Raw genomic sequence first — 21,023 nt, 5'->3', positions numbered from 1 at the left:
GAGGCGGGCCGATGAGCCTGAGCACGGAGCACCCGGCGGCGGTCGGCGCGCCGGCCGAGCGCATCCACGAGTTCATGCTGGCGGCCGCCCGCACCGCGCCGGACAGCCCGGCCGCCTGGGAGGCGGCCGAGGACGGCACGCACCGGGTCCTCAGCTACCGCCAACTGGAACGCAGGGCGCACGACTACGCAGTGACCCTGGACTCGCTCGGCCTGGACATCGGCGACCGGGTCGTCCTGGAGTCCGACAACTCGGCCGCCGCGGTGGCCGCGCTGCTGGCCTGCTCGATGCTGGGGCTCACCTTCATCCCGGTGAGCCCCGACGTCCCCGACCCCCGGCTGCGGACGATCATCGACACCGCGGAACCGGCCCTGCACCTCCAGACGGTGAAGGGCACCCGCGAGGGCATCCCGGCCTCCGTCGGCACGGCCCGTTTCGGCCCCGACGGGGTGAGTGTGGAGCGCGTCCCGGTGGCGCGCACCCGGCACCGCCGGGAAGCGGTCACCACCGACGCGGCGTACATGATCTTCACCTCGGGCACCACGGGCCGCCCCAAGGGCGTGGTGATGAGCCACCGCGGGGTGCTGTCGTTCTACCGGGGCATGCTGCGGCACTCCATCGTCACGCCGCAGGACCGGCTCGCGACGACCTCGCCGCTCCAGTTCGACTTCGCCCTGCTGGACATCGGCCTCGCCCTCGGCTCGGGCGCGCAGCTCATTCCCGTACCGCGCGAACTCATGCACTGGCCGCGCAGGTTCCTGAGGTTCCTCGCGGACACGGGGGCCACGCAGGTCGACGGGGTGCCGTCCATCTGGCGCCCGGTGCTGCGCCACGAGGCGGCGGGCCTCGCGGCCCTGTCCGGACAGATACGCGGGGTCCTCTTCTCCGGCGAGGCGTTCCCGCTTCCCGAACTGCGTCAACTGCAAACGCTGCTGGACCGGGTCCGGGTGGTGAACTGCTTCGGCCCGACCGAGGCGATGGCGTTCTCCCTCACCGATGTGCCCAACCCGCTGCCCGAGAACATCGACAAGCTCTCCATCGGCTTCGCCTACCCGGGCGCGGAGATGCTGCTGCTCGACGAGGAGGGCCGGCCGGTCGACGCCCCGGGCGAGGTGGGCGAGATCCACCTCCGCGGCCCGTCCCTCTTCACGGGCTACTGGGACGACCCCGAGGCCACCAGGGCCGTCCTCGTCCCGGACCCCCTCAATCCCCGTTCCGGTCAGGTCGTCTACAAGTCGAGCGACCTCGCCTACCGGGGGGAGAGCGGCGAGCTGTACTTCGTCGGCCGCTCCGACCTCCAGGTCAAGATGCGCGGCAACCGCGTCGAACTGGGCGAGATCGAGCGCCGGCTGCTGGAGTTCCCGGGCGTGGAGGCGGCGGCGGTCGTGGTCCGCCCGCGCCCCGGCGAGGACCCGGAGCTGTACGCGTACGTCGTCCCGGGCCGCGACTTCGACGCCCAGCCGGTGGCCCTGAGCGCCTTCTGCAAGAAGACCCTCCCCGACTACATGGTGCCCCGCAGGGTCTCCCTGACCCCGTCCCTGCCGCTCACCCCGAACGGCAAGACGGACCGGCGCGCGCTGGCGGCGCTGGTGGCGGGGGAGGGGTAGGAGGCGCCGGTTCCTTGGCCGTACCACGAAGACGCGCGTTGCCGCCGGGCCCTGGGGACCGGCGGCAACGCGCTTTCGGTTACGCGCTGATACGACTCCGAGGGTCGTCGATTCCGTCACGGGCGGCGCGCGGCGCGGGCGGGGGTGTCGCCAGGCAGCGTCCCGGCTTGAAGTGGATGAGTGCGAACAGACGTTGTAACGCTCGGTCGATAGAGTTCAGCATGTCGACGCTCCTTCAAAGCGTGGGCCACGCCCCGGACCGGGTGTGTCCAGTAGACGGCTGATCCAGTTTTTGTGGGGGTTCAGTTGGCGGCCGGGGTGAGCCGGCCTTCGAAGGCGATCTGGAAGGCGTTCAGGGGTGCCTTCCAGCGCATGGTCCACCGCTTGCGGCCCTTGCCGGTGGGGTCCAGGCTCATCATGGCCATGTAGACGCACTTCATGGCCGTGGCCTCGTTGGGGAAATGCCCGCGGGCGCGGACGGCCTTGCGGATGCGTGCGTTGACGGACTCGATCGCGTTCGTCGAGCAGATGACCTTGCGGATCTCGACGTCGAAGGAGAGGAAGGGCACGAACTCGGCCCAGGCGTTCTCCCAGAGCCGGATGACCGCCGGGTACTTCTTCCCCCAGGCTTCCTGGAACTCGCTGAACCGCTCGGTCGCGGCGGCCTCGTTCGGGGCCGTGCAGACGGGCTTGATCGCCTTGGTGATCTTGTCCCAGTCCTGGCGGGCCGCGTGCCGGAAGCTGTTCCTCAGCAGGTGAACGACGCAGGTCTGGACAATCGTTCGAGGCCAGACGGTCTCCACCGCTTCCGGCAGGCCCTTCAGCCCGTCGCAGACCAGCATCAGAACATCATCAACGCCCCGGTTCTTCAGATCCGTGAACACACTCAGCCAGTACTTCGCACCCTCGCCGCCGTCGCCGGCCCAGATCCCCAGGATGTCCCGGTGGCCCTCGGCGGTCACGGCCATGACGACGTAGATCGGACGGTTGGCGACCTGCCCGTCCCGGATCTTGACGTTGATCGCGTCGACGAACAGGACCGGATAGACGGAGTCCAGCGGTCGGTTGGACCATTCCGCCATCCCGTCCATCACCTTGTCCGTGATCGTGGTGATGGTGGCCTTGGACACGCTCGCGCCGTAGACCTCGGCCAGGTGGGCGGAGATCTCGCCGTGCGTCAGGCCCTTCGCGGACAGCGACAGCACCATCTCGTCCACCCCGGACAGGCGCCGCTGCCGCTTCTTGACGATCTGCGGCTCGAACGAACCGGCCACGTCCCGGGGGACCTTGACCTCGACCGGGCCGACATCGGTCAGCACCGTCTTCGCCCGGGTCCCGTTGCGGCTGTTGCCGCTGCCCCGGCCCTCGGCATCGTGCTTCTCGTATCCGAGGTGATCGGTGATCTCGCCCTCCAGAGCGGACTCCAGCACCCGCTTCGTCAGCTGCTGGAGCAGCCCGCCCTCCCCGGTCAGCTGCAGGCCCTCGCTGCGGGCCCGGTCCACGAGCATCGCGACCAACTGCTCGTCACTCGCCGGCACGGCCTCCGCCGCCTCGCTGGCCGGTATCTGCTCGATGGTGGTGTCGCTCATCCGGCGTCTCCTTGATCATCAGATCCGCCGATCATTGAACCCTCCCGACGGCTTCTAACTTCCAAGAATCTCAAGGGGTTTGGGGATCGGGCATGACATCTCCGGGGCCCGAACTGCTGGAGCACAGCGCGCCGGCGGCTCGCACTTACTTGCGCCGGTGGCGTGCCGCACGCCTTCGCACGTGAGCTCGCGCGCTGCGGACGCGGCGCGTATCCCTGGCTGCTTTCATTCCCTTGCCCGTAGCCGATTCCTGTGCATCTTTTTCGGCTGCGCGCACGGCCAGCGCTGCGGCTGAGGGGTAGCTTTTCGGGTCCGCAGGGGCGAGTTCGTCGGGGTGATGGAACTCGTGTCCGGCTTCGGGGAAGAGGACCAGGACGCCCGAGTTGTAGGTCTCTTCCAGTACTTTGCCTACGGGGTCCTCGGGGTGGTCCTGCTCGCCGGTTGGGGTGACGACGTCGCCCTCGTGCCAGCGCGGCGTCCACTTCTTCTGCTGCCCCACAATTTCCCCCTCCTCGCTCTAGTTGAAGTCCTTGTTATTGCAGCCCTTCCAGTTATTGCAGCCCTTCCAGCCTACGTGGCCTTTGACCCAATATGCGGTGATGATGCCCTTGAGGCCGACGTAGCTGTTGCCCTTTCCGATGGTCAGGCGGCCACCACCGCGGCCACCACCCACGACAGCCAGGTTCTGCCCGGCGTCCACTCACGCCTGGCCCGTCGCGGCCTGCTGCCCGCCGAGCACCTCGTCGACAGCGGCTACGCCTCCCTGCCCCCACCTGGAACAAGCCGCCCGAGAACACAAGGTCACCGTCACCGGACCACTGCCGGGCAACCCCACCCGCCAGCACCGCCGAGGCGAGGGCTTTGCCCGGGACGACTTCCACATCGACTACGACCGTGAGCGGGTCACCTGCCCTCAGGGGCAGGTCAGCGCAGGCTGGCACGGCCCCTACCCGACATCCTCGCCCACTGCTGCCCCGCTGATCGTGGCCAGGTTCACCAAGAGTCAGTGTCGCCCCTGCCCGGCCCGAGCCCAGTGCACGAGCACCGCCGCCAGCGCCCGCACGGTGGGCTTCCCCCCCGCGAGAGCTCCGCAACCTGCAACTTCGCGTCCGTACCGAGCAGCAGACGCCCGAGTGGAAGGCGCGCTATGCGGTCCGCTCCGGAGTGGAGGGAACGGTCAACGAGTTCGCCCACGGCCACGGCATGCGGCGCTGCCGCTACCGAGGACAGGGAAAGGCCCACATCCAGCACGTCCTGACCGCCATCGCCGTCAACATCGAGCGCCTCAGTGGACTTTCCCCGACCGAGGAAACTCCCACACCCCGCAGACCGACCGCCTTCCAGGGCTACCTCGACCAGCACGAGATTCCCCGGCTGAAGTCCTGGCGAACCCTGGGCAGCTGACCTCGACGACTCCAAGATCCCCGCCAGAGTCAAGTTAGAAGCCGTATCTCAACCGGTCATGGAACGTGTGGGTCGAACGCGTTTCCCGCGCGGGTGATCTTCGGTTGGCCAGCGCACGAAGGCGGGGCCCCCTGGTAGCTCGGAGGTGCGAACCTCACCGAGCGGCCCAAGGAGACCCCGTTGTCCTATGTGTACGCGGTCACGCCTGTCGACTTCAACTCATCCGTCATGTCGTGCGATTGCCTCGCGCACGTGTACGGCAACGCGGCCGACCAGCCAGATCGGGCGCCGCGCTACCCGTCGGACATGTCGGACGCGGAATGGGCGGCGGTGCGGCCGCTGCTGCCCACTCCGGCCTGGCTGGAGAAGAAGGGCGGACGCCCGGAGAGCTACTGCCACCGTCAGATGTTGGACGCGATCCGCAGTTCCTGCGAGACACTCCCGACCTCGCAGAGGCCCTGGCCGTGGCCGACGACGACGGCCGTGACGTATTCGAGCACATCCCCTGTGACTGGAAGGCGGTACGGGCATGGGCGGCTTCGCTCCCTGTCCCCCGGAAGCGGTAGCGGCGGCGGCGGCCGTCTGCGGCCCGGTCTCGCTCACGGGGATCACCGAACGGCGCGGTACGGCGGTCTGGAGGGCTGTCGGCCCGCTCGGCGGGGCCGCGATCAAGCTCGGATACGGCGCCGAGGGGGCCGAGATCACCGCTCGGGAAGCCGCGACGCTCGACGCCCTGCCCGACTACACCGTCGTCGCCGGCCGCTCCGGCGCCGACGTCTGGTACGTCACGCCGTGGCTGGACGGGCCATCCACCTGGGAACTCTTCCGGCCGGTACGGGACGGCTCCCAGGATCGCGCGGCCCCTCTTGCCGACGCGGTGGCGCTGTGCCGGACGGTCGCCGACTTCCACGCCGCCGGCTGGGTGCATGGCGACCTGCAGCCGGCCCACGGCATCCACACCACCTCCGGCGTGAGGTTGATCGACTTCGCGTGGTCGTGGCGCGAGGGAACCGACCCATGGCGGGAGTTCAACGGCGGCATCACCCACTTGGTCGCCCCGGAACTCGCCGCGCGGATCGCCACCGGCCCGCAGCCGGTGAAACCCTCGCCCGCAGCGGACGTGTACGCACTGGCCGGAGTCCTTTGGACCTGTACGACGGGTCGATGGCCGCTGGACTACGAGGCCGTCGGCTTCACCGTGAAGGACACGGGCCCCGCCGAGCTGCGGCAGGCCATCGTCACCGGCATCCCGCTCACCGGCGCACGACCCTGGCCTCAGTTCCAGAGTGTCCTTGCCGAGGTCCTGACCGCCTCCGCCTCCGTCCGGCCGACGGCCGGTGAACTCGCCGGGCGACTCTCGGAGGTGATTCCGTGAACGTGCGCCCTGCCTCGCCGGAGGACGCCGAGGAGCTGGCACGCATGCACGCCGAAATGGTGGGCCCTGACATCTCCGGACCGTGGCGGGATCGGCTCGCCGATCACCTCCGGGAACACCTGGGCGGCAACCGGCTCGCCGCGTTCGTGGTCGACGCTCCGGACAGCGGTCTCGCGGCCTGCGCGATCGGCGTCGTCCATCAGGGTCTCCCTGGTCCCGATCACTCCGGGGTCTTCGGGCAGATTCAGACCGTTGTCACCGGACAGCGGTTCCGTCGGCGCGGCTACGGCTGCGCCGTCACCCGCGCGCTCGTGGACTGGCTTACCGGTCAGGGCTGCACCCTGCTGAACCTGACGGCCAGCGAGGCGGGAAGGCCGCTGTACACCTCGCTGGGCTTCACCCCGAACACGCGCGATGCGCCTGGTGGGAAAGCCTTACCACCGGGCTTGACTCGGCCACGGCTCATACAGCACCCGGAGCCGCGTGCTGTTCGTCGTGCCAGCCGTCGATGGCGGCAATGCGGTCCAGGGCGGCCTGCTGCTCGTCGGCCGTCAGAGCGCCGTGCTCTTCCTCAAGACGGTCGGCCAGCTCGCGCAGTCGGTCCATCGCGCCCTGCTGGGCGGCGGACGCTTCCCGGGCGTCGACGTGCTTCTTGAACGACTCCACCCGCTCTTCCGGCCCGGTGATGGTGGTCTTCCTGGTCGACATACTTCGAGCATGGCACGCCTCGGTGCCGGCGGTCGGCCCGGTCAGCCCAGGCCGTCGACCACCTCGGCCAGCCGGCCGCGGCTGTCGCTGACCGCGTCCGTCTCGCCCAGCCGGTGGCCCTCCAGGAGGATCGCTCCCAGGTGCCGTACCTCGTAGATCCCCGCCCGCCACACGGCGGCGGGTGAGCGGTCAAGGGCACCGTACGGCTCCCAGAACGCGACCCGCTCGTCCTGCCTGGCCGTCGCCATGTGGATGGTCCAGTCCGCCGCGGGGTCGCCGAACCAGGAGCGGTCGAAGTCGAGGACGCCGGTGATGACCGGTTCGGGGGCCGCCGGGTCCAGCAGGGTGTTGACCGTCCACAGGTCACCGGACATCAGCCTCGGCTCGGTGACCTCGTCGAGTGCGGCCCGCCCGTCCGCGGCGAGGCCGGCGGCCCTTCGTACCGGGCCCGCGTCCAGACCGGCTCCGTCCAGGTCCGCGGCGATGTCCTCCAGCGACGCGATCACCGCCTCGCTCCACGTCCCGAAGCCGGGGCCGGCGACGGGCCCGAAGTGCGGACCGCGTACGTCGTGCACCGCGCGGGCGACGGCGCCGATCTGCCGGAAGAACGTGGTGCGGGCCGTACGCGGGTAGGCGCTCAGCCGCTGCGGTGCGGGCACGCCGGGCAGGCAGGTCTGGATCATCCAGTCCCGGTCGACCACCTCGTGCGACCAGTCCGCGACGAGCACCCGGGGCATCAGCGGCGCGATCACGGACAGCCAGGGCTGGGTGGCGTACTCGTTGCGCATGAAATGGCGCTCGCTGCGGAACTGGCGGGCCTCCTCCGGGGCGACCCGCAGGATCACCGGCTCCGCCCGGCCGGCCGTGGTCACGCGGTAGACGTTGTTGTACATCCCCGTGCCCAGCTCGACCACGGAGACGGCATCCGCCGCCGGGCCGAAGGCGCGGTGGCAGATCGCGGTGATCTGCCGCGCGGTCAGCGGCTGCTGGTACGCCTCCGGGGCGCGTTCGACCGGCTGGAAGTCCATGCCGACCAGGATGCCGCGTCCTGTGACCCCACCCCTATCCGGGGCCCTGTCTGTACCCCTGTTCCCGCGTACGACCGGCCCCTACGCGCCGGTACTTCCGTTCACTGATACGTACGTTCCCTCCCCCCAGCATTGGACCGTCTCCATGACCAGCTCCCAGAGCGAGAACGCCCTTACCGGACCGGAGGCCAGAGCGGGCCGCAAGGAATGGATCGCCCTCGGCGTTCTGCTCCTGCCCGTGCTGCTCGTCTCCATGGACCTGACCGTCCTCTACTTCGCGATCCCGGCCATCAGCGAGGACCTGCGGCCGTCGGGCAGCCAGCAGCTGTGGATGATCGACATCTACGGCTTCGTGCTCGCCGGTGTCCTGCTCACCATGGGTGCCCTCGGCGACCGCATCGGCCGCCGGCGTCTGCTGCTGATGGGCGCCGTGGTCTTCGGCGCCGGTTCGCTGCTCGCCGCGTACGCCAACAGCCCCGAGATGGTGATCAGCGCCCGGGCGTTCCAGGGCATCGGCGGTGCGACGCTGATGCCTTCCACGCTCGCGCTGATCCGGAACCTGTTCCGGGACCAGACCCAGCGGCGTACCGCCATCGCGGTGTGGTCGACGGGGATGGCCGCGGGCTCCGCGCTCGGGCCCGTGGTCAGCGGTGCGCTGCTGTCCGGGTTCTGGTGGGGATCGGTGTTCCTGATCAACGTGCCCGTGATGCTGCTGCTGCTGGTCGCGGCGCCGTTCCTGCTGCCGGAGTCCAAGGACTCCGCCGCCGGGAAGTTCGACCTGGTGAGTGCGGCGCTCTCGCTGCTCGTCATCCTGCCGGTCGTCTACGGGTTCAAGAAGATCGCGGTGGACGGGTTCGGCGTGCCGTACGTCCTCGCGATCGTCGTCGGGCTCGCCTTCGTCCCGGTGTTCCTGCGCCGGCAGCGCACCAGCGCCGACCCGATGATCGACGTCTCGCTGTTCCGCAACCGGGCCTTCGGCGCCTCGGTGACCGTCAACATGCTGGCCTGCTTCACCCTCGTCGGGTACTCGCTGTTCTCCACGCAGTACATGCAGTCCGTGCTCGGGATGAGCGCCCTGAAGTCCGCGCTGTGGACGATCCCCGGCACCATCGCGGTCGGCGCGGTCGTGCCCGTCGCCACCGTGCTCGTGCGGACGATCCGCCCGGGCGTCATCATCGCGAGCGGCTTCGGGATCGCCACCGCCGCGCTGCTGATGCTCACCCAGGTGCCCGAGGAGGACGGGCTCGTGCTGATCCTGGTCGGCATCATCGCCCTCGCCGTCGGCCTCACCCCGGTCCTCACCCTGGTCACCGAACTCGTCGTCGGCCAGGTGCCGCCGGAGCGGGCCGGTACCGCGTCCGCGCTGCTCCAGACCTGCCAGGAGCTGGGCGGCGCCCTCGGGGTCGCCGTCCTCGGCAGCATCGGCGCCACCGCCTACCGCAACAGCGACGCCCTGGACGCCCCGGCGGGGGTGCCGGCGGACGCGCTGGACGCGGCGCGCGAGACGATCGGCGGCGCGCTCGCGGCGGCGGCCCGGCTGCCCGGTGAGGCGGGCGGGAATCTCGTCGAGGCGGCGCGTTCCGCCTTCACCACCGAGGTGCACGCCGCGTCCGTGGCCGGGGCGGTCGTGATGGCCGGGGCAGCCGTGGTGGCGCTCGTCGGGCTGCGGTCCGTCCAGCAGGACAACGCGAAGGCCACCGAGCCGGCCGAGGACGAGGCGTGCGCCCCGGCCTCGAAGACGGGTGCCCAGGAGCCCGGCGCGGGGCTCGCGTAGCGCCTGTCCCGCCCGGCTGCGCGGGCCGGCCCGGCCCGGCCCGCTTCGCCGGACCCGCGCCGGACCCGCGCCGGCTTCCGTGACTCCCGCCCCACCCACCCCTCAAGGGGTCCCGAGCAGCCGTCCAGGAGCGCCTCCCCCGTCGCTCCTGGGCGGCTTCGCCATGCCCGCGGAACCCCGGAGAACGGCCAGGGGTGGCGGGTCTTCCTAAGGGTCCGGCTGGGGTCGGTTCTGGGGTCCGGTGGCCGATTCGCGTCCCTAGCATCACATCGTGTTCGAGCAGACGCTCGAACTGCCAGGCACCAGGCTGGAGGAATATCCGCATGTCCCTGCTGGCAACCGATCCTGCCGAGGCGGCACGGTTCCGCGCCTACGGACCACGGCAGCTCGATGAGATCGCCGACCGCCACGGTCTGCCCGCCGACATACGGGAGACCGTCCGGCTCGTGTCGATGGTGCTGCCTTTCCGGGTCAACGAATACGTCCTGTCGCAGCTGATCGACTGGGACCGCATCCCCGACGACCCGATGTTCCAGCTCGTCTTCCCGCAGAAGGGGATGCTGAGCGAGCAGAACGAACGGGACCTGGCCACCCTCTCCGCCGACCCTTCCCACAAGGTCGCCCTGCGCGCCCTGGTGCAGCAGATACGCGGCCGGCTCAACCCGCACCCGTCCGGGCAGAAGGAACTCAACGTGCCCACCCGGGACGGCGTCGAACTCCCCGGACTCCAGCACAAGTACCGCGAGACGGTGCTGTACTTCCCGAGCCAGGGCCAGACCTGCCACGCGTACTGCACGTACTGCTTCCGCTGGGCCCAGTTCGTCGGCGACGCCGAGCTGCGCTTCGCCGCTCCCGACCCGCGCGGCCTGATCTCGTACCTGGAGACGCATCCGGACGCGAACGACGTGCTCGTCACCGGCGGCGACCCGATGGTGATGTCCACCGCGCGGCTGCGCACCCACCTGGAGCCGCTGCTCTCGCTGGAGAGCGTGCGGACCATCCGGATCGGTACGAAGTCCGTGGCGTACTGGCCGCAGCGCTACGTCACCGACCCCGACGCCGACGACGTACTGCGGCTGTTCGAGAAGGTCGTCGCCACCGGCCGCAACCTCGCCGTGATGGCCCACTTCAGCCACCCCCGCGAGCTGGAGACCGACCTCGCGCGGCGCGCGATCGCCCGCATCCGGGCCACCGGGGCGCTGGTCTACTGCCAGGCGCCGCTGATCGCCAAGGTCAACGACGACGCGGACGTGTGGGCCCGGATGTGGCGGGCCGAACTCGCCGTCGGCGCCGTGCCGTACTACATGTTCGTGGAGCGCGACACCGGCCCGCACGACTACTTCCGGGTGCCGCTCGCGCGGGCGGCGGAGATCTTCCGGGACGCCTACGCCACGCTGCCGGGCCTGGCCCGTACGGTGCGCGGCCCGGTGATGTCCGCGACCCCCGGCAAGGTGGCCGTCGACGGGGTCATCGAGAGGGCGGAGGGGCTGTTCTTCCAGCTGCGCATGATGCAGGCCCGCGACCCGAAGCTCGTCGGACGCCCCTTCCTCGCGCACTACGACGCCGACGCCTCCTGGGTGGACGACCTGCGCCTGGACCACTCGGTGCCCGCCGACATCGCCCGCGCCATCGCCGGACCGGCCTGGGCGCGCGAGCCCGAGATCTTCGGCAGCCGGACGGCGGCGGCCGGGGTGGGGAGCCAGGCGTGAACACGATGAGCATGTCCCCGAACCTCGCCCTCAACCAGCTCGTCGCCGAACGCCAGGCGGCCGGCGAGCGGATCGTCCACCTCGGCTTCGGCGAGTCGCGGCTGCCCGCCTTCGGTCCGCTCGTGGAGCGCCTCGTGGCAGGGGCCGGACGCAACGCCTACGGGCCGGTGGCCGGTTCGCCGGGCGTACGGGAGGCCGTCGCCGGGTACTTCGGCCGGCGCCGGCTGCCCACCGGGCCCGACCAGATCGTCGTCGCCCCGGGCAGCAAGCCGCTGCTCATGGCCGTCGGCCTCACCGTTCCCGGCGACGTGCTGCTGCCCCGGCCGGCGTGGAACACCTACGCACCGCAGGCCCGGCTGGCCGGCAAGCGGCCGATCGCCGTGCCGATCCCCGAGGAGTGCGGCGGGGTGCCCGACCCGGCCGTGCTGCGCGAGCACATCCGGGCCGCCCGGGCCGGGGGCCGGGACCCGCGCATCATGATCCTGACCCTGCCGGACAACCCGACCGGCACCCTCGCCTCCCGGACGATGATCCGCGAACTGTGCGCCATCGCCGAGGAGGAGGACCTGCTCATCGTCTCGGACGAGATCTACCGGGACGTCATGCACGACCCGGACGCGGACTACCTCAGCCCCGCCGAGGTGGCGCCGGCCCGGACCGTCGTCTGCACCGGACTCAGCAAGTCCCTCGCCGTGGGCGGCTGGCGCATCGGCGCGGCCCGCTTCCCCGAGGGGCCCTGGGGCGAGTCGGTCCGCGACGGGGTCGCGTCCGTGGCCAGCGAGGTGTGGTCGACGCTCCCCGGGCCGATGCAGGAGGTGGCGGAGTACGCCTTCGGCGAGCCCGAGGAGATCCGGGAGCGGCTGCGGGCCAGCGCCCGGCTGCACGGGGCCGTGGCCCGCGAGGTGCACCGCATCGTCGTCGGGGCCGGCGCCCGCTGCCGGCCGCCCACCGGCGCGTTCTACGTCTATCCGGACTTCGAGCCGGTCCGGGAGGAGCTGGGCAAGCACGAGGTGACGGACTCGGCGTCGCTCTCCCGCCGGATGCTGGACCTGGGGATCGCGGTCCTCGCCGGGCACCTCCTCGGGGACGAGCCGGGGGCCCTGCGATTCAAGTGCGCGACCAGCATGCTCTACGGCGAGAACGCCGAGCAGCAGGAAATGTCACTGGCCGCCGCGAACCCGCTGGAACTGCCGCATGTCCGATCGGTTCTCGACCGGGTCGAGGAAGGTTTCCGGCGCCTGCTGTGACGAGAGCGGCCCGACTCGGATACGAAATCCTTGTCGGGCCGGGCGGTGGGTCCGTTTCTCACGCAGCGGATTCTGTTTTGGTTATCAGGGTGTTCCACAGGATGTCCGGGCTGGCGAAATTCTCCAGCTTCAGGGCATCGTCCAGGAAGCGCACGGAATAGGCGCTCTCCAGCGCGGCGAGCAGCTCGATCGTGCCCATGGAGTCCAGCCCGAGTTCCTTGAGCTGGGAATCGTCGGACAGTTTCTCGCCCGGGTCGAGATAGGGCAGGAACGGGCGGATGACGGCCTCGAAGGCTTCGTCCCAGGTGTGATTCGCGAGTTCTGGCATACGGGAATGATGAGGGCGTCCGTCGGCGGCTGTCAACGTGTCCAGGAAATGTCCCGAGAAAGGCCCGGGAAACTTTCGGGAGTTCTCCCGGAGCACTCCCGGAGTACTCCGGGGAAATGAGGAGCGGAAATGGAATCAATGGCGTCGAAGGCGCTGCACGCACGTTTCCTGCGGGGCCTGGAGAAGTCCCCGGACAAGGTCGCCGTCCGGGTGGGCGGGGACACCGTGGACTACGCGACGGCCCATGCGACGGCCCTGGCCTGGGCGGGCGCCCTGCTGGCCGCCCCCGGCGGACCCCCCACGGCCATCGGCGTCCTGACCGGCCGCAGCACCACCGCGTACGTCGGCATCCTGGCGAGCCTCTACGCGGGCCTGCCGGCGGTCCCGATCCCGGCCGACTTCCCCGCCGGCAAGGTCGTCTCGATGCTGGGCGCGGCCGAGGTCTCCGCCCTGGTCGTCGACGAGGAGGGCGCTGCCCTGCTCGCCGGCGGCACGGGGGCGGAGCTGGGGGGCCTGCCCGTGCTCGCGCCTCACCTGGGAGAGGCCGGTGCAGGGGCCCTGGCCGAGGGCACCGGGCTGCCGCCGCTGGTGGCGGGCCCGGAGACCGCGCTGACCGAGCCCCGGGACGCGGCGCCCGAGGACGTGGCGTACATCCTGTTCACCTCGGGCTCGACCGGACGCCCCAAGGGGGTCCGGCTCACCCACGGCAACATGGCGCACTACTTCGCGCTGATGGACGCCTGGTACGACTTCTCGGCCGACGACGTCTTCTCCCAGGCCGCCGGCCTCAACTGGGACTCCGCGGTGTCGGACCTGTGGTGCGCCTGGGCGGCCGGCGCCCCGCTGGTCTCGGTGCCCCCGCACGCGTACCGCGACCTGCCCGGTTTCGTCGCGGAGCACGGGATCACCGTGTGGTTCTCCGCGCCGAGCGTGATCTCGCTGTCCCGGCGCACCAACCGGCTGCTGCCCGGCTCGATGCCCACGCTGCGCTGGACGTACTTCGGCGGCGAGGCCCTGCAGTTCGAGGACACCGACGCCTGGCAGCGGGCCGCGCCCGGCTCCGCGGTGATCAACGTCTACGGCCCGACCGAGATGACCATCACCACGCACCGCCACCGCTGGTCGCCCGAGGAGTCGACCCGGCTCGGCGTCAACGGCGTCGTCCCGCTGGGCCTGCTCCACGAGGGCCACGCGGAGCTGCTGCTCGACGAGCGGGGCGAGGAGGCGGCGGACGAGGGCGAACTCTGGCTCGCGGGGCCGCAGCTGTCGGCCGGTTACCTCGACCCGGAGGACGGCCGCGGCAAGTACCTGGAGCGGGACGGGCTGCGCTGGTACCGCACGGGCGACCGGGTCCGCCGGCTCGCCGACGGCCAGCTGGTGTACCTGGGCCGGATGGACTCCCAGGTGCAGGTGCAGGGCTACCGCGTCGAGCTGGCCGAGGTGGAGCACGCGCTGCGGGCCGCGTCCCCGGTGACGGGGGCGGTCGTGGTCGGCGTACCGGTGGCCAACAGCACCGAACTGGTCGCCTTCTACCTCGGTGAGCAGCGCGCCCCGAGGGACTTCCACCGCGACCTGGCGGCGGTCCTGCCGCCGCAGCTGATCCCGCGCCACTACCACCGGCTGGACGAGTTCCCCCTCAACACCAACAAGAAGACCGACCGGCTGGCGCTGACCGCGCTCGCGACGGAACGGCACGGCACGAAGGCGCCGGAACCCACGCCGGTGACCGCGCGCGCCGCGTGAGCCGGAGCCGGTGGCCCGAGGGCCGTCACGGCCCCGCGGCCGAGGGCTCCCCGGCCCTGCGGCCCCCACAGACCCCACAGACATCACTGTCACCACCTTCACCACCGTCCTCAGGAGGACAGCCAGTCATGTTCACGAGACCCCGGCCGTCGCGGAAGACGGCCCGCAGGTTCACCCTGTTCGCCGCCGCGCTGATGGCGACCACGCTGGGTATGGCCCCCTCCAGCGCGGGCACGGCACAGACCGAGTGGCCGACCGGCGGCCACGACCTGGCCAACAGCCGCTCCGCGCCGGCCGAGTACAAGATCACCAAGGACAACGCGAGCCGGCTGAAGGCCAAGTGGACGTACGCGACCCACGGTGACGTGTCCGCGACGCCGGCTGTCGTGGGCGGCGCGGTGTACTTCCCCGACTGGGGCGGCTACCTCCACAAGATCGACGCGAAGACGGGCCAGCAGATCTGGTCGCACAAGGTCTCCGAGTACACCGGCGACGAGGCGTCCGTCTCCCGCTCCAGCCCGACCGTCGTCAACGGCAGGGTCTACATAGCCGACTGGACGAAGGCCGTCCTGATGGCGGTCGACGCGCAGACCGGCAACAAGATCTGGACCCGCGAGATCGACAAGCAGTACAAGGCCGTGCTGACCCAGTCGCCGGTCGTCCACAACGGCGTCATCTACCAGGGCGTCTCCTCGCGCGAGTCCGAGGGCGCCTACGACCCCACGTACCCCTGCTGCACCTTCCGCGGCAGCGTGAACGCCATCTCGGCGACCACCGGCAGGGTCCTGTGGCGGCAGTTCACGACCCCGGACAACGGCGGACAGCCGGGCGGCTACAGCGGCGTCGCCGTGTGGGGCACCCCGGCGCTGGACCCGGCGACCAACACGGTGTACTTCACCACCGGCAACAACTACACCGTCCCGAAGGAGGTCTCCGACTGCCAGACGGCCGGCGGCACCCCCGCCGAGTGCTACCAGGAGGACAACTACGTCGACACGGTCCTGGCCCTGGACATGACCACGGGCCGGATCAAGTGGCACACCGGCGCCAAGCGGTTCGACGCCTGGAACACCGGTTGTATCCCGGGCCTCCCGCCGAACAACTGCCCGCCGAACCCGGGCTACGACTACGACTTCGGTGACGGCGCCCACCTGTTCACCATCAAGGGCGCGGACGGCCGCGCGCGCAAGGTCATCGGCGCGGGCGAGAAGAGCGGCGAGTACTGGCTGATGGACGCCGCCAACGGTGAGGTCGTCTGGAGCGCCGCGGCCGGCCCCGGCGGACACGTCGGCGGCATCGAGTGGGGCACCGCCAACGACGACAAGCGGATCTACATCGCCGAGGCCAACTTCAACAAGCTGGACTACCAGCTGGCCGACGGCACCACCACCAACCGCAGCTCCTTCGCCGCGCTCGACCCGCAGACCGGCAAGATCATCTGGCAGGTCGCGGACCGTACCGACGGATTCGCCTGGGGCGCCCTGACCGTCGCGAACGGCGTCGTCTTCGGCGGCTCCACCAGCGGCCACATGTACGCGTTCGACGCGGCCACCGGCGCGTACCTGTGGGAGTTCGCCGCCCCGTACTCCTCCAACGCGGGCCCGGCGGTCGTCGACGGCACGGTCTACTGGGGCAACGGCTACGCCCGGTTCGCCGACGGCGCCGGCACCACCGGCAGCAGCACCGAGGGCACCTTCTACGCCTTCACGGTGGACGGCAGGTAACCGGCACACGAGGGAAAGGGAAGGGGCCGGTGCCTTCGCACCGGCCCCTTCCGCCGTCGTACAGCGGCTCTCAGGCCGCCACCGGCATCCGGCGCCGGACCGGCCGCATCGCGGACCGGGGCGTCACCGGCATCACCCGGAAGTTCCGCGTGGTGCACGCGACCCGGGTGAACAGCCCGTCCGCGCCGGACACACAGAGCCGGCCCACGCCCGCCGCCTTCAGCGAGGCCACCACGTCCGGCCAGCGCACCGTGCGTACGAAGCCGTCGAGCAGCATCCCGCGCACGCCCGCGCCCGTCGTCACCGTGCGGCCGTCCTGGTCGGCGATCACCGGCAGCCGCGGGTCCGACCAGGTCATCCCCGCGAAGATCTCCTCGTCGACCCGGTCGCGCAACCCGTCGAAGAGGTACGAGTGCATCGGCGGCTTCATCGTGTACATCGCCATCCCGCCGAGCGCGCGGATACGGCGCTGGAGCCAGTCCAGGACCGATTCGTGGACGGTGAGCATCGTGAAGTCGTGGTCGACGACACAGGCGATGTCGCTCCACTCGCCGCGCTCCTCGAGCTCCCGGCGCAGCTCCTCGACGCCCTCCTGGGGCACCCGGGCCATCGACTGCGTGACCAGCGCGGGGTGCTCCCGGGCGAAGTAGTCCTCCATCGTGTCCGCCAACCGGGCGGTCATCGTCACGGCGTCGGTGAAGTCCAGTACCCCGGAGTACACGGCGGCGGCGCGGGCGCCGAAGCTCGGGCCCGTCACATGGGACGGGACGACCTCCAGCCGTTCACCGGCGAAGCGCGCCAGGGCCAGGCAGTTCACCACGAAGGAGATCTGCCCGTAGAGCGAGTAGTCGCCCTCGGTCCGCTGGTAGCGGTCGGCCAGCCGGTAGCCGAGGGCGTCGTCGGCGAGCGCGTAGAGCTCGCGCGCGTACGGGTTGACCAGCATGAACCGGGAGACCTCGGAGAAGGCCGTCGGCTGCATGCCGGGGAAGACGATCGCCGTCCGCGTCGCCTCTGCGGGTTCGGTGTGAGTGTCCATGGGCCGAGCGTCACCCGTACCCCCTCCCTCGGTGCACCCCTGCCGCCCCCTGATTCGGCGGCGCGCGCCGGGGCGCGCAAGCGAGCCGCAAGGACGTTTGCGGAGGATCGGCGGGAACGAGGGCCGCACATCCACGGGCCCGCAGACGCGAGGGGATGCCGCGGATGACAGAGTCACGCTTCGCCACCTTCACCGAACTGCTCCGCGCCCGGACGGCCGAACTCGCCGACGAGGACGTCCACGTCTTCCTCCGTGACACCGCGGACGGTCCGGTGGCCGAGCACCTCACCTACGGAGAACTGGACCGGGAGGCCAGACGGATCGCCGCCTGCCTCCAGAGCTACGGGGTGGCGGAGCAGCCCGTGCTGCTCGCCTACTCCTCGACCGTGGAGTTCCTCAAGGGCTTCGCGGGCTGCCTGTACGCGGGAGCCGTCGCGGTCCCCGTACCGCTGCCCGGGGAGGCCGGCCGCGACAAGCGGCTCAACCGGACCACGGCCGTGCTCAAGGACACCGGTGCCGCCGTCGTCCTCACCGAGACCGACGCCGCGCCCGAGGTCGCGCTCTGGCTCGCCCGCAACACCCGGTCCACCGCCGAGTGCCTGGTCACCGACGTGCCCGAGATCGGCGACCCGGAGGTCTGGCGGCCGGTCGCGGCCCGCGCGGACGACCTGGTCTTCCTCCAGTACACCTCCGGCTCGGTCTCCGAGCCGCGCGGCGTGACCGTCTCGCACCGCAACCTCCTCGCCAACCAGGGCAGCCTGCAGAAGCTGCTGCACACCACCCGCGAGGACGTCTTCGGCAGCTGGCTGCCCTACTTCCACGACATGGGCCTGGTCGCGCACCTGCTGCACCCGGTCTACCTCGGCAGCCACAGCGTCCAGGTCACCCCGCTCTCCTTCGTCAAGCGCCCGCTGCGCTGGCTGCAGGCCATCGACGAGTACGGCGTCACCGTCGGCGGCGGCCCCAACTTCTGCTACGACCTGTGCGTCCACCGCGTCAAGGACGAGCAGATCGCCGCGCTCGACCTGTCCCGCTGGCGGCTCGCCCTCAACGGCGCCGAGCCCGTGCGCGCCGAGAGCCTGGACGCCTTCGCGGAGCGGTTCGCGCCCGCCGGTTTCCGGCCGGAGGCACTGCGCCCCTGCTACGGCCTCGCGGAGGCCACGCTCGTCGTCTCCGGCGGCGAGCCCGGCACCCCGTACGTCCGCACGGAGTTCGACCAGGCGGAACTGGAGCAGGACCGGGCCGCGGTCGCGGGTACGGAGACCCGCCGGCGGACCCTCGTGGGCTGCGGCGTCCCCGTGGACGCCGACGTACGGATCGTGGACCCGCTGACCCACCACGAGCTGCCGCCCGGCGCGGTCGGCGAGATCTGGATACGCGGCTACAGCGTCGCCCGGGGCTACTGGCGGCGGCCCGCCGAGACCGTGCGGACCTTCCGCGCCAGCCTCAACGACGAGGAGAGCAACTTCCTGCGCACCGGCGACCTCGGCATGCTGGTCGACGGGGAGCTGTTCGTCACCGGGCGGCTCAAGGAAGTCATCATCATCAACGGCCGCAACGTCTACCCGCAGGACGTCGAGTGGGCCGCCCGGACCGTCAGCCCCGCCCTGACCTTCGGCGCCGGAGCCGCGTTCTCCGTGGACGCGGGACGTGAGCACCTGGTCCTCGTCCAGGAGGTGCGAGGCGTCGCGAGCAGCACCGAACTGCGCACGGTCGCCCAGAAGATCCAGGCCCTGATCGGCCAGGAATTCGAGATCCCGGCCGGCAACGTCCTGCTGGTGCGCCCGGGCGCCGTCCGCCGCACCAGCAGCGGCAAGGTCCAGCGCACCCTGATGCGCACGCTGTTCCTGGACGGTGTGGTGCGCGGCGAGTACGAGGTGCTGACCCCGGACGTGTGGGCGCTGGCCCGCGCCGAGGACGTGCTGTTCGGAGGCGACCTGCTGCGGCCGGAGGGAGCCGACGGAGGAAGGCGGTGGTGACGACCCTGTCCACCGCTCCCGCGCACCCCTCCGAAACGGCCGCACGGCGGCGCGAGAGCGCCGCCCGGGCCCGGGTCGCGGAACTGGAGGACCTGTTCGGCGACCCCTCCGACCCGGCCAACCCGGCCGGCTACACCGCGCTCCTCGAAGCCGACCGGGCCGCGGTGCCCTTCGCCGCGGGGGAGGCGCTGCTCGACGAGTTCGGCATCGTCGACGAGTACGTGCCGCGCTCGCTGGGCGGCCGCCTCGACGCGATGGACACCCTGGTCCGGGTCATGCGCCCGGTGATGCGCCGCGACGTGGGCCTGGCCATCGGGCACGGCATGACCACCTTCATGGCCGCGTCCGACGTCTGGGCGACGGGCAGCGACCGGCAGCGGGAATGGCTGGCCGGGCTGCTCCGCGCGGGCGGCCGGGCGGCCATCGCCCAGCACGAGACCGCGCACAGCAACGACTTCGTACGCAGCCAGGTCACCGCCCGGCGCGGCCCCGGCGGCTATCTGATCAGTGGGGGGAAGCCGCTGGTCAACAACCTGGAACGGGCCGGGGCGCTCGTCCTGTTCTGCCGCACCGACCCGGCCCCGGGCAGCCGCAGCCACTCCGTGCTGCTGCTGGAACCGGAGCAGCTGTCGGACGCCCGCGCGGCGGTCACCGCGCGCAGGACCCCGGTCGGGCTGCGCGGATGCCGGTTCGCCGGGGTGGAGTTCGACGACTGCCCGGTGCCCGGGAGCGCGCTCCTCGGGCCGGAGGGCAGCGGCATCGAGACCGCGCTGCGCTCCTTCCAGATCAGCCGGACCTTGATCGCCGCGACCGCCGTCGCCGCCCTGGACACCAGCCTGCGCACCGCCGTCCGCATCGACCGCGAGCGGTCCGGCGGCTGGCAGGGCCGGGGCACCGACAACACCCGCACCGGCGCGGCCCTCACCAACGCCTTCGTGAGCCTGCTGCTCTACGACGCCCTCGCGGTGGTCGCCGCCCGCGCCCTGCACCTGCTGCCCGCCGAGACGAGCGTCACCTCGGCGGCGCTCAAGTACCTGATGCCGCGCGTCCTCGGCGAGACGATGTACGACCTGTCGATCGTCCTGGGCTCCGACTTCTACACCCGCGAGGGCACCCGGGGCATCTTCCAGAAGCACGTCCGGGACGTGCCCGTGCTCAGCCTCGGGCACGCCGGGACCGTCGCCTGCCAGGCCACCGTCATCCCGCAGATGCCCCGGCTCGCCCGCCGCTCCTGGTTCACCGAGGACGAGGCGCCCGCCGGGCTCTTCCGGCTGGACGGGGACCTGCCGCCGCTGCGCACCGACCGGCTCGCCCTGGCCTGTGGCCGGGACTCGCTCAGCGCCTCGCTGCTCGCGGTCGCCGCGCGCATCGAGGGGCACGGCCCCGTGGAGCGTGCCCTGCGCGCTCTCGCGGGGCTGCTCGTCGAGGAGTTCCGGGACGTGCGGGGGCGGGTGCTCCGGCTGGAGGCGGCCGGACCGGCCACCAGCGCCCAGCCCGCCAGGTTCGCCCTGATGGACCGGTACACGCTGCTGCTCGCCGGGGCCGCCGTGCTCGGTGTCTGGGACCAGGCCCGCTACGGCCCCGACCCGTTCCTCGCCGACCCGTCCTGGGCCGCCGCCGCACTGCACCGCATCTGCGGGCGGCTCGGCACGCGGGTCGCCGCCCTCCCCCCGGAGTGCGAGACGCGCCTGAGGCACGAGGTTCAGCTCCGCTTCTCCACCCGGACCAGCTACGACCTCTACTCGACCCCGATCCCGGGTTGACCGAAGGAG

General features: G+C 71.3%; 17 protein-coding genes and 2 pseudogenes. 12 read left to right on the top strand and 7 right to left on the bottom strand.

Translation table 11 applies throughout. From position 1 onward, the window contains the following. Positions 1-11 precede the first annotated feature (11 nt). Positions 12-1,607: an AMP-binding protein gene (locus ABZ564_RS04650; protein WP_360849339.1), complete on the top strand. Its 1,596-nt coding sequence runs from the start codon at positions 12-14 to the stop codon at positions 1,605-1,607. 302 nt (positions 1,608-1,909) lie between these two features. Here ABZ564_RS04650 and ABZ564_RS04645 read toward each other — a convergent pair whose 3' ends face one another. The 3 genes from ABZ564_RS04645 to ABZ564_RS04635 form a co-directional block, all read right to left on the bottom strand. Next, complete coding sequence (locus tag ABZ564_RS04645) at positions 1,910-3,115, bottom strand: IS256 family transposase (RefSeq protein WP_360849389.1); 1,206 nt, start codon at positions 3,113-3,115, stop codon at positions 1,910-1,912. A gap of 226 nt (positions 3,116-3,341) precedes the next feature. Then, the gene (locus ABZ564_RS04640; protein ID WP_360849336.1) at positions 3,342-3,695 is read right to left on the bottom strand and encodes a hypothetical protein; all 354 of its coding nucleotides are present in this window, start codon (positions 3,693-3,695) and stop codon (positions 3,342-3,344) included. An 18-nt stretch (positions 3,696-3,713) separates the two neighbouring features. Next, positions 3,714-3,896, bottom strand: a complete 183-nt coding sequence (locus ABZ564_RS04635) for a hypothetical protein (RefSeq protein ID WP_360849333.1) — start codon at positions 3,894-3,896, stop codon at positions 3,714-3,716. Between the two features lie 395 nt (positions 3,897-4,291). Between ABZ564_RS04635 and ABZ564_RS04630 the strand changes: the two genes are divergently transcribed. The 4 genes and pseudogenes from ABZ564_RS04630 to ABZ564_RS04615 all read left to right on the top strand — a co-directional run. Further along, entirely contained in the window at positions 4,292-4,600 is a 309-nt protein-coding gene (locus tag ABZ564_RS04630) for a transposase (protein ID WP_360849386.1), read from the top strand. A 228-nt stretch (positions 4,601-4,828) separates the two neighbouring features. Beyond that, positions 4,829-5,023 (top strand): annotated as a pseudogene (locus ABZ564_RS04625) (transposase); the annotation flags it as partial. Positions 5,024-5,129: 106 nt separating this feature from the next. After that, positions 5,130-5,975 carry a hypothetical protein gene (locus tag ABZ564_RS04620; RefSeq protein WP_360849330.1) on the top strand — a complete coding sequence of 282 codons (846 nt, stop codon included), beginning with the start codon at positions 5,130-5,132 and terminating at the stop codon, positions 5,973-5,975. 44 nt (positions 5,976-6,019) lie between these two features. Beyond that, positions 6,020-6,364: pseudogene (locus ABZ564_RS04615) on the top strand (GNAT family N-acetyltransferase); the annotation flags it as partial. Positions 6,365-6,437: 73 nt separating this feature from the next. Here ABZ564_RS04615 and ABZ564_RS04610 read toward each other — a convergent pair. Both ABZ564_RS04610 and ABZ564_RS04605 read right to left on the bottom strand, forming a co-directional pair. Beyond that, positions 6,438-6,683: a hypothetical protein gene (locus ABZ564_RS04610; protein WP_360849327.1), complete on the bottom strand. Its 246-nt coding sequence runs from the start codon at positions 6,681-6,683 to the stop codon at positions 6,438-6,440. A gap of 41 nt (positions 6,684-6,724) precedes the next feature. Then, the gene (locus ABZ564_RS04605) at positions 6,725-7,711 is read right to left on the bottom strand and encodes an aminoglycoside phosphotransferase family protein (RefSeq protein WP_360849324.1); all 987 of its coding nucleotides are present in this window, start codon (positions 7,709-7,711) and stop codon (positions 6,725-6,727) included. Positions 7,712-7,856: 145 nt separating this feature from the next. Here ABZ564_RS04605 and ABZ564_RS04600 point away from each other — a divergent pair, with 145 nt between their 5' ends. The 3 genes from ABZ564_RS04600 to ABZ564_RS04590 all read left to right on the top strand — a co-directional run bounded on the left by ABZ564_RS04600 (position 7,857) and on the right by ABZ564_RS04590 (position 12,441). Then, a complete protein-coding gene (locus tag ABZ564_RS04600) occupies positions 7,857-9,485 on the top strand; it encodes an MFS transporter (RefSeq protein WP_360849321.1) in 1,629 nt (542 codons plus the stop codon). A 323-nt stretch (positions 9,486-9,808) separates the two neighbouring features. Next, positions 9,809-11,194, top strand: a complete 1,386-nt coding sequence (locus ABZ564_RS04595; protein WP_360849318.1) for a lysine 2,3-aminomutase — start codon at positions 9,809-9,811, stop codon at positions 11,192-11,194. A 5-nt stretch (positions 11,195-11,199) separates the two neighbouring features. After that, the gene (locus tag ABZ564_RS04590) at positions 11,200-12,441 is read left to right on the top strand and encodes a pyridoxal phosphate-dependent aminotransferase (RefSeq protein ID WP_360849383.1); all 1,242 of its coding nucleotides are present in this window, start codon (positions 11,200-11,202) and stop codon (positions 12,439-12,441) included. Between the two features lie 58 nt (positions 12,442-12,499). Here ABZ564_RS04590 and ABZ564_RS04585 read toward each other — a convergent pair whose 3' ends face one another. Continuing rightward, on the bottom strand, positions 12,500-12,769 hold the full coding sequence (locus ABZ564_RS04585; RefSeq protein WP_360849315.1) for a phosphopantetheine-binding protein: 270 nt from the start codon (positions 12,767-12,769) through the stop codon (positions 12,500-12,502). A 138-nt stretch (positions 12,770-12,907) separates the two neighbouring features. On the opposite strand from ABZ564_RS04585, the gene ABZ564_RS04580 reads away from it, so the two are divergent. Both ABZ564_RS04580 and ABZ564_RS04575 read left to right on the top strand, forming a co-directional pair. Then, a complete protein-coding gene (locus ABZ564_RS04580) occupies positions 12,908-14,512 on the top strand; it encodes an AMP-binding protein (RefSeq protein ID WP_360849380.1) in 1,605 nt (534 codons plus the stop codon). Between the two features lie 128 nt (positions 14,513-14,640). Continuing rightward, complete coding sequence (locus ABZ564_RS04575; protein ID WP_360849312.1) at positions 14,641-16,236, top strand: PQQ-binding-like beta-propeller repeat protein; 1,596 nt, start codon at positions 14,641-14,643, stop codon at positions 16,234-16,236. A gap of 70 nt (positions 16,237-16,306) precedes the next feature. Here the strand turns inward: ABZ564_RS04575 and ABZ564_RS04570 are convergent, their stop codons facing one another. After that, on the bottom strand, positions 16,307-17,272 hold the full coding sequence (locus ABZ564_RS04570; protein WP_360849309.1) for an ACP S-malonyltransferase: 966 nt from the start codon (positions 17,270-17,272) through the stop codon (positions 16,307-16,309). A gap of 164 nt (positions 17,273-17,436) precedes the next feature. On the opposite strand from ABZ564_RS04570, the gene ABZ564_RS04565 reads away from it, so the two are divergent. After that, the gene (locus ABZ564_RS04565) at positions 17,437-19,251 is read left to right on the top strand and encodes a fatty acyl-AMP ligase (RefSeq protein WP_360849306.1); all 1,815 of its coding nucleotides are present in this window, start codon (positions 17,437-17,439) and stop codon (positions 19,249-19,251) included. Further along, a complete protein-coding gene (locus ABZ564_RS04560; RefSeq protein WP_360849303.1) occupies positions 19,248-21,014 on the top strand; it encodes an acyl-CoA dehydrogenase in 1,767 nt (588 codons plus the stop codon). Before ABZ564_RS04565 ends, ABZ564_RS04560 begins: the two co-directional genes overlap by 4 nt. Positions 21,015-21,023: the final 9 nt, after the last annotated feature.

This window comes from Streptomyces sp. NPDC019224, from assembly GCF_040632605.1.
In the GTDB taxonomy this organism is placed as follows: domain Bacteria; phylum Actinomycetota; class Actinomycetes; order Streptomycetales; family Streptomycetaceae; genus Streptomyces.
This window is presented reverse-complemented; position numbering and strand designations above follow the sequence as displayed.